This window comes from Chryseobacterium taichungense, from assembly GCF_900109935.1.
GTDB classification, from domain to species: Bacteria; Bacteroidota; Bacteroidia; order Flavobacteriales; family Weeksellaceae; genus Chryseobacterium; species Chryseobacterium taichungense.
Genome location: NZ_FOBV01000010.1, coordinates 68,659 through 84,288, shown reverse-complemented (window position 1 = coordinate 84,288; position 15,630 = coordinate 68,659). Strand labels below are relative to the sequence as shown.

6 protein-coding genes and 1 pseudogene are annotated in these 15,630 nt (G+C 35.2%); 1 reads left to right on the top strand and 6 read right to left on the bottom strand.

Annotated features, from left to right (window positions below):
• Positions 1 to 310: 310 nt before the first annotated feature.
• Both BMW64_RS17835 and BMW64_RS17830 read right to left on the bottom strand, forming a co-directional pair.
• Positions 311 to 1,186: a DUF4238 domain-containing protein gene (locus tag BMW64_RS17835; RefSeq protein ID WP_090001584.1), complete on the bottom strand. Its 876-nt coding sequence runs from the start codon at positions 1,184 to 1,186 to the stop codon at positions 311 to 313.
• A gap of 16 nt (positions 1,187 to 1,202) precedes the next feature.
• Positions 1,203 to 2,591, bottom strand: coding sequence for a hypothetical protein (locus tag BMW64_RS17830; RefSeq protein WP_090001581.1), 1,389 nt, complete (start codon positions 2,589 to 2,591; stop codon positions 1,203 to 1,205).
• A 368-nt stretch (positions 2,592 to 2,959) separates the two neighbouring features.
• Here BMW64_RS17830 and BMW64_RS17825 point away from each other — a divergent pair, with 368 nt between their 5' ends.
• Positions 2,960 to 3,637: a hypothetical protein gene (locus tag BMW64_RS17825; protein WP_090001579.1), complete on the top strand. Its 678-nt coding sequence runs from the start codon at positions 2,960 to 2,962 to the stop codon at positions 3,635 to 3,637.
• A 59-nt stretch (positions 3,638 to 3,696) separates the two neighbouring features.
• Here the strand turns inward: BMW64_RS17825 and BMW64_RS17820 are convergent, their stop codons facing one another.
• The 4 genes and pseudogenes from BMW64_RS17820 to BMW64_RS17805 all read right to left on the bottom strand — a co-directional run bounded on the left by BMW64_RS17820 (position 3,697) and on the right by BMW64_RS17805 (position 15,621).
• On the bottom strand, positions 3,697 to 8,571 hold the full coding sequence (locus tag BMW64_RS17820; protein WP_090001576.1) for an NACHT domain-containing protein: 4,875 nt from the start codon (positions 8,569 to 8,571) through the stop codon (positions 3,697 to 3,699).
• Positions 8,568 to 9,641 carry a ComEC/Rec2 family competence protein gene (locus BMW64_RS17815; RefSeq protein ID WP_090001574.1) on the bottom strand — a complete coding sequence of 358 codons (1,074 nt, stop codon included), beginning with the start codon at positions 9,639 to 9,641 and terminating at the stop codon, positions 8,568 to 8,570. The genes BMW64_RS17820 and BMW64_RS17815 overlap by 4 nt, the downstream gene beginning before the upstream one ends.
• Positions 9,642 to 9,779: 138 nt before the next feature.
• Positions 9,780 to 14,948: pseudogene (locus BMW64_RS21140) on the bottom strand (Eco57I restriction-modification methylase domain-containing protein).
• Complete coding sequence (locus BMW64_RS17805) at positions 14,941 to 15,621, bottom strand: hypothetical protein (protein WP_090001572.1); 681 nt, start codon at positions 15,619 to 15,621, stop codon at positions 14,941 to 14,943. The pseudogene BMW64_RS21140 and the gene BMW64_RS17805 overlap by 8 nt, the downstream one beginning before the upstream one ends.
• Positions 15,622 to 15,630: the final 9 nt, after the last annotated feature.

Here is a 15,630-nt window from a genome sequence, read left to right as displayed (position 1 = left end):
GGCTTGTACGTGTTTTAACAAACACCCTATTAATCGGACTTATGCTGTTCTCGATTTTAATAGGTCACTGAATAGGTCACTAAGAAAAAAGAATATTAGCGTCTTTTACTACTGCAAATATAAGTCAATTTTTGTTCGGTTGTAAACTTTCAAATTACTTTTCTTGTTATTGCCGATAAAATTAAATTCTTTCAATATACCTAAGACCAATTATGACCAAATATAATTAAAATTTAACTTTATTTATAGTGAATGAATAGGAGAACCTAATTTTAACTTATAGACGGTCGACTATATCTTCAATTTCTTCCTATACAAACTGAAATATATAACGATTGATCATTTCTGCCTGACCCTGATTTTGAAGATGCTTGTAAGTTTCTATTATCTTCTGAAGATATTCTTTATCCTTACATACAACATATTTCTGAGCCTGATGAAACATTGCTAAATCTTTATTTAAATAGAAAGCGATGTTTTTTACATTCTTTTCTTGGGAATCAGTACAAATAAAAGTTTCATTATTACCAAGTGGCAAAATGAAATTTCCGAAATCATCAAGATTATTAATGTCACTTTCTATTAAGGGAACATCTCCTAATATTGAAATTATATTTGTATTAGAATTTACATAACTGTTATTTTGAACACGAAGTAATTTTTCCTCGCTTATAGCAAGATTTTCGTAAAAAGGAAGAAATGGGAAAATCAATCTTTTTGTATTTTTGAAAAATTTCGAATTAATTAGATATTCCATCGCTTCTATATGATCTATTCCATCGTCTTTTTTAATAGTAATTTTAACTGGTAGTTTTTCGTAGGGATATTCCTTGTCTTTGGCATCAAACAGATTATCATTTGCTGGCAAGCGCCATTTCATTGATGATGCCATAAATAGTATAGACGTTAATGCCTCTTCAGTAATTGTTCCTGAACTTGTTATTTCTTGTAAATCTTTTGAAAACATTTCATCAAGTTCAGCATAAAGTTTTTCCAAGCCGTCGTCAGGAACTCCGTCAAGGTATAGGGTGTTTCTGTTCATCTCAAAGAAAACAGACTTTGGACTTCTCCTTGCCTTGGCGAAAGCATTCTTTTCTTTGTCATATATATAAAGCATATTATCCTCGTCTGCAAATCTTTTGATAAGAAATTGAGGAATGTAGTGGTGTCTTTTTGATAATGTCATAGGCTGGCAGTATTACTTAATTGTCTTTATTCTTTTTTGCTTCAAGTTCCTTTAGATACAGACCATACAAACCTATTTCATTAAGTGCTAATCGGAATGCAGTACCATATATGGGTGGTGGAGTAAAAAGCTCGAAAGTATCGCAATTAGGATCACCATCAGGAAAATTATATTTAGCTTTAAGATTGGGTGGTCTTTTAGCAATCTTATTCGTTTTAATACTTTCTAAAATTTCGTATGTAGCTAATATTAAAACTGTAGACTCACCGAATGATGTTAGTTTATCAATATAAAAGAATTGTTTATCTTTTAAGATTACTGGTGGGCTAAAAAGATTTATTATTCTAGAAAGTGAAAGTGAAAATTTCTGTTTCATCCTCAAAGTCTCTTCCGCTTTTACAAAGAACGGTCTTACAAAGAAAAAGTAATCATTTTCTTTTAATTTCTGAGACATATAAAATTTATCATAATAGTAATAAAGTGCTTGAGCTATATGAATTCTTCCTTGCTCAAAACATTGATCAGCAAATGATTTTATATAATTCAAAACATTTTCATATTGAGAATTTTCAAAAAAATTAGTCATTAAAAAATCTTCAGGATTCTTCTTAAATTCATTATAAGCTCCATTCTGAAGTTTTTTCAGAATATTTATAAGAGTGATTGGAGGATTAGGAGAGTTTAGCGAAAAGTACCCTATAATAATCTTTTCAAATGCTGAAGCCGGGTATATTCCATAAAATTTAAATAACTCATCAAAAAAACAATAAGGGTAAAATGCCCTATTGCTTAATATGCTAGGGTTTACATCAGACATGTCCTTTTCAAACAAATATTCATCGATAGCTGAACTTAGAAATTCATCTATCGCTCCAAAGGTCAGATTAAAAGATTTAATACTTGATAGTCCACATACAGAAATGGCTATAAATTTTCGGCCTCCACTTATAACATTTCCATCGACTAAAACATCCATAGGTTTTTCTATTATTTCTATAGAACTTATAGAAAATTTTTTATTAGGTGATCTTGCAGTTTCTTGTATAACATTATAATCAATATCATCGTCATTAAGTAATTCAAGAGCGTCTGCCCAATATTTTACCATTTCCGCGCAATTTTGGTGGTTGTTTGTATTTATTGGAAATGCATCCAAGCCTTTTGCTACCGCTAATATAGTTGTTGCTTTAAATCTGTCACAAAAGTTTAGAGCAAACTGACGAATTCCTGCGAAAGTTGCTATGTTAGTCAAATAATGATAGTATTCATGTATGAATATAGACTGCTGTTCGCCAATACTTAGATCGCTAAGGAAAGTTGTTAAATTTTCGATGTCGAATCCATCAAGACAAATATAAAATCGGTCCGGGTAATATTTTACTTTGGTTAGGTCGATATCTTCCACAGGTAAAAGTTTTATACTAAAAGATACGTTTTTATTTTAAAAGTATCAAAATTTTAAAAATAAAATGTAATGTATAAACAAGAATAATTTTAATTAAAAAATAGAATCTTCACCAAAAAGACATGATACAAAAAGCATTAATACTTAACTTCTAAACTTTTAATATCAAGAAACGACAATTAAATTCTCAAAAAATATTCGTAGTAATTGAAAAAAATGTACCTTTGTTTAAAGCTTTTACAGAAGCTTGCCACTTGTCTTAGCGAAACTGTTTCAGTGCTGTAGTAATAATTTATATACCAATAACGAGTTTTTAATTTGAAAACTTGAGAGGCAGGTGTCATTTTTTCGATTTTAAACTAGTTATTATGGTCTTAAAAATTAAGGGCCATACTGCTGAATATATCAAGCGTATGGCGAAATCAATCAAAAAAGCAGAAAGCATAACGCACGCTGAAGCTTTAGAGAAAGCCTCTATAAACTGTGGTTTTCATTCCTGGAAAAACTTTCAAAACCAATTAAAAAATGTTGCCTCAATTCAAAGACAGGAAACTGTTAAGGCTCTTAACAAAGATCCTTATAGAAATTTAATTGTTGCAGCGATTAATGAACTTTTAAAACAGAAAAAAATCAATTTTGATGTTGATAAGGAACAGCCGGGAAAAGCTGGAGATATGGATGGACATTTTTTGACAAAATTATTTGGACAGAATTGTGCGATTCTTTGGAGAGAGATTAGCTACCAAGAACTGATGATCACTGTGTGGTGGAAATATGATCATTCAAAAAATCCTCAAGCTCATCTAACAGGAAATGAGAGGGAAAATTTTAATGATACTCCGCTAGCTGACAAACGGCATTACAAAAAGTTTGTAGGAGCCGTAGTGTACGGATGGCTGGAAAGATTGACAGGCCACTATCTGATGGGACAAGACGATGAGCATATTGGTAAATATTATGTACGAAAAGGGGAGAAAATAGAACTTGAAGAATTACCTTTTATCAAACCCGAAGGATATCAATCTGATGGGAAATTTTATAGCTAGAATAAGGTCGGAAAGTTATTTTCCGACCTTATTTTTACGCAGGCAAAAAATTATATAATTTATTTATATTGAAGCAACTCATCTTTTAGCATATAAGCTTTGGTGGAGCTTTTCGCAATTAGAAAATCTAGGATAAATAGAAAATCTTTCAAGGCACTTCTGTTTCGTTTTATCTTTGCACCGTATTTGTAAAAAGCTTTTTCAATGAAATTATTTAGCAGATTATAATCTGCTTCTACAGATTTTTCCGTTTTAAGCATCAGTGCAATCCACGATATAGATTCAGGCATATAATTATAAAAAGCTATACCGTTTAAGAATCTTATTGAAGAATTAATTCTGTTAAATCCCCAATTTGTAATCAAGTCTTTATAAAACAAATGTCTGCCTTCGATAAAGCTACATTTCTCTACACTATCCTTCCAGTCAATATCTAATAATAAAAAAGGAAAAAAGGTACCATTCATATTCTTCAAAGACCAATCTTTCAAAACCTCCCAAAGTGCCCAAAACTTTCCTAAGTCAATTCCTCTTGCCAAAATAAACTCCTTGACTAGTTTAAAAATAAATTCTTGAGATTTATCCGTTTTTATTTTTTGCTCAACGCTTACTGTTAAATCTAAAATAGAAGTAAAAAGAGGTTTCGAAAACTCAAGTGGCTGACTTAACAGATATCTTGGATAAAAAAATATAAATACACTTCTACTGTCAAGGTAATCAGAATAACTATCTACTTTTTGATCGTTTAAGTATTCCAGATGCATCTTTAAAATTTCCTGTATAAATTGATGTTGTTCAGGAACATCAGTTTTCCAGGGGATAATACATACAGCTTCGTCTAGAAGCCAGTGTGTTGCCATATCTAATGAAGTATTATTTGTTTCTGGAGCAGTGATTGTTCCTGAAAGCACTGACATCACTAGTTTTTCAAACCAATCGTGATCTGTTTCATTTAACTGTTCTAATGTTATTTCTTCCCGGTTATACTGGGCTTTTTTTCTTTTATATTCTTGATTGAGATGTTTCTTTTTCGTAGCAAATTCAAGTAATCCAAACCAACAATTTTCTACGAATTCTGGCTGATAAACTGATAAGTCATGAGATATACCTGCTGATAGTGAAAGACGATCCCTTTTGTCCATTTCCTTTAACAGTAAGCGCATAATCAGTTCCTTTACTTTCAATTGAAATGAAACATCAAGATTATACTTAAACATATACGATAAACCTCTTAAACCAGGATCACTATCCACCGTATCTAGATTCATTGGATAAGCGTCTTTATCTAAAAGTTTATTTTCACCAAGATTTATAACGGTTTCGCAACACCATGATAGCTCATCCGGTAAAAGATTATCTGCGAAATCACGCAACGCAACTGCTGCCATAGTTATAGGTGTAACCATGAAATGTGGTTTACCTTCTAATTTTAGTATGTACTCATAACCGATTTTCCAAGTTTCATAATTGTGATTGGACATCGTTACATTGTTATAAGCATTTCTAGCCCACACAGCATTTACAGGAGGATATTCCTCTTGCCCAAAGCTACTAACCATCTGCATAGTTTCTGTATCATAACCAGGGGTTAATTGTATAAGCTTATTTTCTCCTTGCTCTTCCACTATTTTAATGGCATATTTGCGAGCATCCATGTCAAATAAAAACTTCTTAAAACCAATGTTATCTTGATGCAGATTTTCCCACATACTATCTATCTGTTTAAAAAGAAGATCATTAAGCTTTCGCTCATAAAAAATATAGTGTGCTACAAAACCAACCAAACCAACATAATATTTTTTACGATGGAATCTGTTGTTTTCCGTTATACGTTCTCTCTTTTCAAAATCATCATCCGGATAAAATGAACTATCTATCATTTCCGATGTTGATCTGGATGAGTCCCATTCAAAAAAAATAGGAATTCCGAGTAAAGAGACAGAATACTCATCTAGCACAGACGGATATGCTTGAATAACACTTGAAACAATTCCTAGTACGGCAACGTTATTGGATTCCAAGATCAGCCTTTTCAGATAATTTTGTACAGTTTTTAAATCTTTTTCTCCTAAATCTAACAAAGATTTTTCTAATCCCATTAATAAAGAGGTTAAAACTCGATTATCAACATTAAATCCTCTATACATTGACCAGTAGTAAGTGGTACCGTAGTACATTTTCTCTGTACCGTTCTCAAATTTAATCTTAATTTCTTCTAATCCATCATCATCTGCAGACAATATCTTCCAGTTGTAGTCAAAGGCTGTGTTCAAGAATGGAACGATAAAATCAAGTGCCTGTACTGGATGATATAAAAACATCCAGTAAAAAAAAGTATGATAACCGCTTGGGAATTCATAGTCATAGTCCAAATCTTTATCTAATCCAAAATCGTTATGTTTTGGTTTTTTGTCGTACCAACCGCTGAAATGACCCTTTGAGCGAGGTATAACTTTCTTAGCCCACTTTTCGGTTGCCATTTTCAGAACTTCGTCTGGAAAGAAACGGCATATCTGATCAGAGGTCAAACCATTAATAATATAATTTCTAACCTTAGATAAAATAGCTTGGTTCGTCCATCTCGTATCAGCTTCTTGTGGATTTACGCATGACTGAATTAAATTACCAACTAATACGGTGTCTGCTTCAGTCAACTTAAAAAGAATATCTAGGTAAATTTTGAGATAAGAATAATCAGCCTTTCTAAAATATCCCGTTGATTTTACTGCTTGAGATCTATATATAAAATCTTCCAGCAGAAACGCAGCGCTTTTTGCACCAGATGGAAGCATATCTTGATTAAACTCTTTTAGCTGTGCAGACCACGAAACTATCAATGTAAGATATTTTGTTTCAAATCCAGGAATTTCTATTAATTCAGAAAAATTATCCTTAATATGATTTATAATGTAATCCCATCCATTTCCTGCTGGAAGTAAGTGATCAAAGTCTCTTTTAGTTGGATCCATCTTTTTACATCCTGTCTGAAGTAAAAAAATAATTCTTTCAAGCAAGCTGCCTGAATTATGCAGAAATTGATCTTTTAAACTATCTAAGATAATATTTGCGTGAGGAGATCTAAGAGAAACAATTAGTAAATCATCTTTCCAAGTTTGTGATAAATCACGGTCATTAAGAAGTTCATGTACAAAAGTAATTGACTCTTCAGGCTCGCTTATATAGAGTTCTTCCATCCACAACCGAAATGCTCTTTTCTGTGAGGGTGTAACACCCAATGTAAGAAGGAACTCTTTGGCGCTAGTGGATATAGATTTTTGCTTTCGTATATATCTAATTAAAGCCCAGTCTTCCAGCATATCATGAGATGGGCAAAATGAAGGTTCATCCGCCGTATTATCAAATTGGAGAATATTATCGCGAACAAGTTCATTGGTTATTTCTTCATCTGCGGTATAAGTTGTAAAAAGAGTCATTTCAATCGCTCTTTTTACACAAATATCGGAAAAAACATTCCCACGCTTTGTGGAATTATTTTCCACAATATGCTTCCACATTAAAATTTTAAACTGCTTTTCATCTAAAGCTTCTTCCCCTGAAAGTACTGGTAAGATTCTTAAAGCTTTATCTAAATAATAAGGAGTACGTAATAAATGGTTAATTTTAGGATTATCAAGTAAAGAATTGAGTTCGGGAAACCTTTCGCGAATCATTGCAATTTCCTGATCATTAAATTCATCCACTTGTAAATAGCTTATATTATCAGGCAGCTCAGTATAAAAATTAATTCTAAAATTCTGGATAAGGTAATCCCGCATTGTTAAAACTACCCCAGCATGTTTACTTTTTTTAAGTACCTGGAGTAATTCTTTAAATGCCCCAAATTTTCCGGACTCCAATAATTTTTCAAAACTCTCTATCCAAAATAAAAAATATTTGTTAGACAATGGACTATCAAGAATTTGCTCCATACTTGCATTGCATCCTGAATTCTTTAAAGCTTCGCTTAATGTTTCACAATAAAGATTTTCAGCTGTAAATGTTAAGATAGTGTGATCACCTGATAGCTTTAAATTCGATACCGCTGATTTGGTCAAAGCCGACTTTCCTACTCCTGGTTTTCCATGAACCACAATTAAATTATTATTCTTTAAAGATTGCAAAAGCTTTGTATTGTCACGTGGCACGTTAAAATCACCTACTGTTTCATTCGTTTTTTCGATGGTCTTTTTCTCATTCTTTTCCATTTCTGAATAGCTGCTGACAACTTCCTTATTAGTCTCTGGCACTGTTAAAGGGATGGGTAGAAAGTTATCTACCTTATTCAATAATTTATTATAAGCCAATACTTTTGTTGCTATAAAAATGTCTTTATCTTCATAATTATGGATAATTCCTGTAAGATAAACATTATCATAAAGTATGGAATAAGCTCCACTGCCGGATAGTCCACTAACATTTTCCAATGCTCTTGCATCAAAGGTATCTAAAGGTTCTTCTGACCTAAGAGAGAAGTGCTTTGGGTCTGCTTTCTCATCCTCATTAAATGTTAAGGGAAAATAACGATCCTTATCTTGATTATTAAAACTCGCAAATCCTCTTATTTGATAGTTTTCAATTGATTGATTAGTATCGATAACTTGGCAAAAAAATTGTTTGCCGGTAAGTGAGATAATATCTTCTTTTGGCAAAATCAATAATGCCATATCTTCTTCATCGCTTTCAGACACCAAGACAATATCTGTATCAACTAAAGTATAAGAATGGAATGTTGATGTTTCTTCATTAAAAATCTCATCCAAAACGATTCCCGTTTTAATTATTTCTTTATCAAAATTCTTTCCTGTTAAACAATGTTTGGCCGTAAGAACATAAACATATTCTACATCTGGATCCGGAAAATATATTACTGCTGTACTTACCTCCTTATTGCTGGATATTTTAACAGCTGCAAGTTGTTGTATATTTTTTTTCATACATTATCTTTTAATGGTAAATAGGCAAGTGTTTTACTTTCAGGGCCTAATTCCGCATAACTACACTCAAATTTATGATTATCACATGCATTTACATCCACATCAAAAATATTTCTTAAATCTTTTGTGTCGCAAGCAAAATGAATGTTTAAAATTTCTGAACTTCTTTTGTCCTTTGTCAATAATCTTACAATTGCTTCCTTATCCGGATGTCTGTTATGTATGCCGTTTCCCGTTACAACATAACATTTGGTATTTACTATTTCTAAAAGTTCAGAACTTGTATTTGCTTTGCTTCCATGATGAGACAATTGCATAAATTCAACTTCAATTGGTTTTTTTTTACAATATCCCAAAGCAGAAAGACTGTCAATTACATCAGAAGGATGACTATCTGCGAGCAATAAGGCTTTCAAGTCTCCGAATTCAGCTAGTAAAGAAATGGAGCTGCCATTGATAGGGTCTGTATCCTCAATAAATTTGGCAGTTTTTAGTTCTTCTATCGTTTTTTTGTGATCCGATTTGTCTTCTGGTCTGCCTATTTTACCACTAGTTTCTTCCACCCTCCATAACTCTTTTGCTGCAGCTTCCTTTTCAGGGGTTGGTGAAAGGAAGGTCATTTTAAATCCAGAGCATTCAACAGGAATTGTTTTAGTATTAATTGGAACTGTCGAAAGGAGATTTTTTTCAGAAAGATAATCTCTAAATTTAATACCATCACCTACTGAAATCTTGCCGTTAGAAGCCTGTATTACTTCAGGTGAATGGTTAAACAAAAAATTCTTTACAACTTCATGCTTATCCAAGATTTTAATATCTCTCACAAAGCCCAGTACTGCTCCAATGTGATCACGGTCAACATGGCTGATAATCCAGTTGTCTATCTTCTCATTATTTGATATTAGATCTTTTATTAAAGGTCCGAAAGCATTTTTATATTCCTTCCCATACCCGCCATCGACCAATATGTTATGCCAATAGGAATCAGAGCCTAAAAATCTTATATAAATAGCATCTCCACCTCCTACGTCGAAAAAATGAAAACTGATTTGATGTGTTTGTTGGATCATCAGGTAATTTTTTTAATGTATATAATCTTCTTTCTAAAGGTAAAAAAATACCTTTACAAAAATGCTAGTATAAATTTTAGTTCACAAAATTTAGGATTACCACCTTTTTTGAAATAATTAGCTGCCACCAAGTTTGATTTATCTTTTTCTAGAAACCATAGTATTTAGCCTTAACCCATTTCCTTCTTCATTTCGCAGAGGAGCTGCAGAATTGTTAAGACTTAATTTTTTATCGGTCGTTACAAATATTCTTAAATTTTCTTGAGATCTTTCTTGTATGACACTGACTTTTTGCTTCGAACTCAATGTTATCTCGTTCTTTATATTATATTTTGTAATTAAATGTTGTTTAATCTCAGGAAGATTTTCTAATTTTTTATCTAATTCAGCAATTTTCTCTTCCGTATTTTTAGTTTGAATTTCTATTTCTGCAACATTAACCCCCTTTTCACCTAAGAGCTCGATTGTTTTCTGAACTTCCGCTTTAGCCAGGTCAATCGTTTTCTGGTAAGATGGAAGTTGATTCTTCCAGTAATCGGTATTTTCGTCTGGATTTTGAGTATAGCTTAAAATTCGATTATAAGATTGTTCAGCCTTGGTTACCATCTCCTTCACTTTTAGAAAATCTTCCTGTTTTCTAAGGACGAAGGCAATATCCGCCAGATGCTTATTTTTCTCACTCTCGATCTTCTTTTTCAGCAATTCAATTTCAATATTAGCCCGTGTTTCAGGATTTGTGATAATAGAAGTTTTAAGTTCCTGCGTACTGATATCAGAGATGTCCAGTACATCCGCTCCTTTTTTCATTGCTTCCAGGTATCTGGCTTGCTTTGATTGTAATTTCTGCAGCATAAAAACGTCAATGCTGTCATTGGTAAGCATAAAATTTACCCTGACATTTTCGTGCCTATTTCCCTGCCGCCAGGCACGGCCTTCCACTTGCCTTAAGGTCGTAAAGTTGTAGGGTAGGGAAAGGAGGTACAGATCTGTTGTGTTTTCCTGGAGATTCATTCCCTCCTGAATGGCCTCACTGCCGATAATGATTTTAATTTTTCCCGAATTAAAATCATTCTGAATCGATATCCTTTGAGGCTTGGATGTTGCGCCAGTAATAATACCAATTTCGTCGGGCTTGTAACCGATATTCGTCACCAGGTATTCTTTCATCCGTGGAAATTCCGAAACAGCTAACTCCGAATAAATGATCTGCCCGGCGTCCGGAATGTCTATTTTATTCTGCCGGATGAGGTTCATCGTTTCGTTGAGCTTCGGTGAGTTTTCAATAAATTCTTCTACGGATGGAAATTCTCCTTCATAGTAAGGCGATAAATACGGCGAAATAGCAATCAGCCTTGCATTCAGAATGTGAGTGAGAATTGCTCCTTTTTCTGTTTCGCTGAAATTCTCGGTCAATAGATCATATTGCTCGCGAGTCAGCTCATTTTGCTCAATCTTGTATTCTTTGTTGATCTTGTTAGGACGGATCAATTCTGGATTATCCTCTTCACCCTTGATGTCAATAAATTCAGACAGAAGCTGCTGAAACAAAGAATTGTTCTTGAACCGGCGGACATTGGCTTTAAACTTTACATCACCTTTCGCATCAATCTCCATATCGGTATCCGCCTCCATAAAAGTTTCAAAGAAGGTATTGACATTGAAATAGCCGGATTCTTCAAGCCGTTTATTGGCGATCAGCGATAATATGGAATAGTATTCCAGCGGTTTATTGGTAAAAGGTGTTGCTGAAAGCAGGGTAACATTTCTTCCGTCGTATTTCTCCTGAATATATTGTGCTGCCATCCAGGTATTGATCCCCAGCTTGGATGTCTGTTGATTCTGGCTTCTGAAATCCGAAGAAAATCTTCGATCCTCAATTCTAACCTTACCGACAATGTGGTTGGCATTGTGGACTTCATCAAAAGTCAGATGGTCAAAGCCGAAATCTTCCCAGTCATAGATCTTCCCGCGCTTCATTTTACCCTCGATCTCTTTGCCCTTCTCTAATTCCTTCTGAAAATCCCGTTCACTAATTGAATTTACGCTACGAAGTTCGCTTTCGGAGATATATGAGAACTTTGATGCCAGATCCTGGGTGATGCTTTCCGAGAAACCAATGTTGTTGAAGCCTTCATAGGTAACGATGGTAATTTCTCCGTCCTTGTTGTCAAATTTTGAAAGATCATAATCCTTACCCAGATTGCCAAGCACATTGACCTTCGCATCGGGTATTGTTTCAAAAATGGTTTCCACCCATTGCTTCAGTATGCTGTCGTTGGGAACTACGATCAACGGCCTCCTGGAATTTCCCCGCTCCATCGCTTCGTGCATCGATAGGATACCCGAAAGTGTTTTTCCGAATCATACCTCGTGTGCCAGCAAGCCAACACCTTTCGTTGTCAGTCTACCAATGCCTGCTTTCTGAACCTCGGTTAATTTTAATTCTGAACCTTTGAAGTTCTTATAGATTTTAGAAAACAAGGGGAATCTGGAATAGTCCGGAACGTAGATATTGTTGTAATTTCTATTAAAATCCTTAACAAACCGTTCCCTAAGCTCATCCGATAATTCTTCCAGGATAAATTTTTGAAAGAGATCGTTGGCTGCAGCCTTTCTTCTGTCCCGGACTAAAGCATTTCGTTCCTTATCACTTCCCGTTACGGTCTCATTATCGACAAACTGACGCACCTCCCAGGCTGAAGAACCCTGAAAGGCATCACTCGCTAAAGTCCCGACAAAATCTTTAAATTTTTCAGCCAGATTATAATCCACTACAACGACTTCATTTGATTTAGTATTGTAGTTGTACCGTTCTTTTTCTACCTGTCCCAATGCAAATTGATGGACGAACTCGTGATTGGGGCTTATAAAAATCTCATCAAAGGTTTTTGGCTTAGGAAGCACATTAAGAAGGAGATTCAGCTGCTTGTTATATTGGTCTTCAGTTCCTCCGACAGCCAATTTATCCTTGAAATCTATCTCCAGCTGCTCAAGCTTAGAATAAATATTTCCTTCTCCATAATAAAAATCGTGAACCCACTTACCATCAAAGTAATTAGCGAATTGATAATGTTTCCCATAATTGTTCAATGTGCCATCATAATTGGTATCCCGGAAGGCATCAATTTGTTCCTGAGTAATATCGGAGCTGTTTTGAATTGAAGTATTAACAACATCGTCAGCCTTGGAGAATAGATATTTTAAGATTCCTTTTTTAAGTTCAGGTTTCGTCTGAACCCTGTATTCCGTGTTTTTATCTTTATGGGAACTAATAAACCGATCTGCTTTTTTCAGAATTTCATTAATTCTGTCCTTTGAAAATTTGCATGGTTGTTCTTCTATCTCGGACTGCAGCTTTTTGTACTTATCAATTTCTTTCAGAACAGCTGGCGATTTAAATTTTACGGTATTAAGCTTAGAAAGAACAGTTTCAATCTTTTCCCGGACTTCGTTATAGCTGACATCATTTTTTTCCGGATCAGCTATACCTTCAGAAATCGATTCGGTTTTATCTTTGTTTTGCAAAGGAATAGAATGCTGATTTACCGTTTGTTTTGGAGGCTCTGACAACAGATCTTCAAAAAGATTCCCGATCCTTTCGGTTTGCTTGTTTGTTTCAAGCCTTTGTAGCCTGGCTAATGCATCGTCCAAAGTTCCGTGGACATAAAGTTCCATCCGGCCGAAACGATTCGATTTCTCACGAATCTCGCCCAAAATGTTTTCCGGATTTTTTTCAAAGTAATCGGAGATATTATGCTTGATTATTTGCGAGGACTTTTTAAGGATAACGATATCTGTTCCGATCTGTGTTCCCGCAAAAGCTCCGGTTGGTAAGCGGAAGGCTTTAAGCAGTTCAGCATCTTCAAGATCTTTCTTGCGATTGAGCCAGCCGGATGGGAGGACCATTGCCAGGACTCCGTCGTCTTTCAGAACATCAAGGCTGCGCTTGACAAAATAATCTTCATATTTGGAAAGTTTCGGTTCCTCACCCAACCCTTTATAGAGGCCACGATGTTCCCCATAAGGCGGATTACCGATAACCAGATCGTATTGCTGAGAGAGCTCTTTTTTGTTTCCCTTCTCGTCAATAAATTCAGATTCAAAAGAACGGAGATTGATAGTAGCTTCAGGATGAAGTATTTTAGCAATCCTCGCAGTGGTCTCATTGATCTCAAAAGCTGAAATAGTTTTATTAGAGGAAAGTTCCTTGACCGCATACAAGAAATTGCCCGTCCCCACGCTCGGTTCCAAAACGCTTATTTCCTTCCTGTTTTTGAGCTGTTCCTTGATGAGGTTCCGGACGGCGTCTACGATTTTCTGATCCGTGTAATACTCGTCAAGAATACCACGACCTTCTTTTGCGACACCGCCGCTTTTGAACTGATTGCAGATGTCTTTCAATTCATCGGTAATGGCAATGCCATCTTTAAAAAGAACCTCTTTGCTTTCGGAAATAAAACAAGCTGCTGAAGCGACTTCTGCAACTTGCTGGTTGGTCAGCTTCTGACCTTTATATTTAGAGATAAGACCGTCTAATTCTGCTGCATTTGCAACATTAGTGGTTATCTTGTGGACTTGTTTGTCGGATCTTCCTGTGTTGGGTGCAATTCGCCCGAATACGATTCTGCCCACGGAAGGTTTTTCTTCAGCATCGTGCGGTTGTGTTTTGTCAGCGGATCCTCTTCCTCTTTCACCGGCTGCGAGATTGCTCCGCTCTGCGCCTGAAGATCCATTTCCAGCATTTGAGCTGCCCACATTTTGTCCTGTTGCGTTATTTCCTGTTTGCTCGGATTGGCTGTCCTGCAGAGGTTTTCCAGAATCTCGTCCAGCAGATCCGGATTCCAGGTGCTGAGTGTCGGATATTCCGTTTGGTTTAGTAGTAGTGGCTGCATTTTCTGATTCTTTTGATGTAACTAAATTACTGTTTTTATGAACATCATCTAATTTGTTCTGAAGATATTGAGACAGGTCCTTATTTCCATTAGCGGATATGTCATACATTTTCCGGATGTCTTTGATATTATTTTCCTTAAATTCCATTAGGATTTTAAGTGTTGCCGCATCGCCTGTCCGGTTTGCCTCAAGACACAAAAAGATCTTACCATCAAAGTTTTGAAACCGATTAAGAAATCTCTTACTGTTAATAGCAGCATTAAGTATGACAAGGGTTCTGCTATTGGACTGCGCGTTAAGCTCTAAGAGTTTTTGGAACGACTTAGCATCCTCATTTTTTGCGAAAAGGATCAGTTCATTTTTACTTCCTTCAATGACAGTAATGTCATCATTTATTTCTAAATCGTCACTCATTTTTAGTGCGTGTTACAAAACGATTAAACTCAAATAATTCCCGGGCAGACTCATCCCAGCTTTTTCTAGGGATCAATTGGAGGGTGACAAAAATGTCATTCTTTTTATTGTAAGAGTCGATACGTTCCAGCCTTCCGTGATAATCCTGTTCAGCGTGTCGGTACAATGAGTAGGGCAGGATGGTGTCGGTGGGGTAGATATAGAAACGGGTATAGTTCCAGGGCGAATTGATCTCGAAGCGTTTGTACTGCTTTCCAAACAAAATGGTATCAGATAATTTTCTTCTGTTGCGGTAATTCGGTATCCATTCTTTTGAAAATACGGCACCTTCTTTCTTCTGCCACACCAGCAATGGCTTTTGTTTTAAGGCAATCTCTGATAATATGGTGGTTTTTCTTTCGGAGCCTATCGGATAACATAGAGAATCATTGATATAATAAATCTGCTTACTCATTTCCGGAAAGCTTCGGTCGGGAACGATCTCTATCAGATCATCCTCAGAATAGCTTATTTTGGAAATATGAAAACTCTGCATCTCGTCCAGTCCTTTGGAAGCGTTGAAATAGACATTGGAAATAATATCAATTCCGCCTTTCTCGGATTTAATTTCTTGGTGGCAGGAACTCAGGATTAACATCAGTGCAATGGATAATCGTGTCAATTTTATTTTCATCGTGTTGAT

Bases quoted from the DNA above. Each gene is read 5' to 3' on its own strand.
- BMW64_RS17835 (WP_090001584.1), bottom strand. From the start codon at position 1,186: ATGACATTATCAAAAAGACACCACTACATTCCTCAATTTCTTATCAAA.
- BMW64_RS17825 (WP_090001579.1), top strand. From the start codon at position 2,960: ATGGTCTTAAAAATTAAGGGCCATACTGCTGAATATATCAAGCGTATG.
- BMW64_RS17820 (WP_090001576.1), bottom strand. From the start codon at position 8,571: ATGAAAAAAAATATACAACAACTTGCAGCTGTTAAAATATCCAGCAAT.
- BMW64_RS17815 (WP_090001574.1), bottom strand. From the start codon at position 9,641: ATGATCCAACAAACACATCAAATCAGTTTTCATTTTTTCGACGTAGGA.
- BMW64_RS17805 (WP_090001572.1), bottom strand. From the start codon at position 15,621: ATGAAAATAAAATTGACACGATTATCCATTGCACTGATGTTAATCCTG.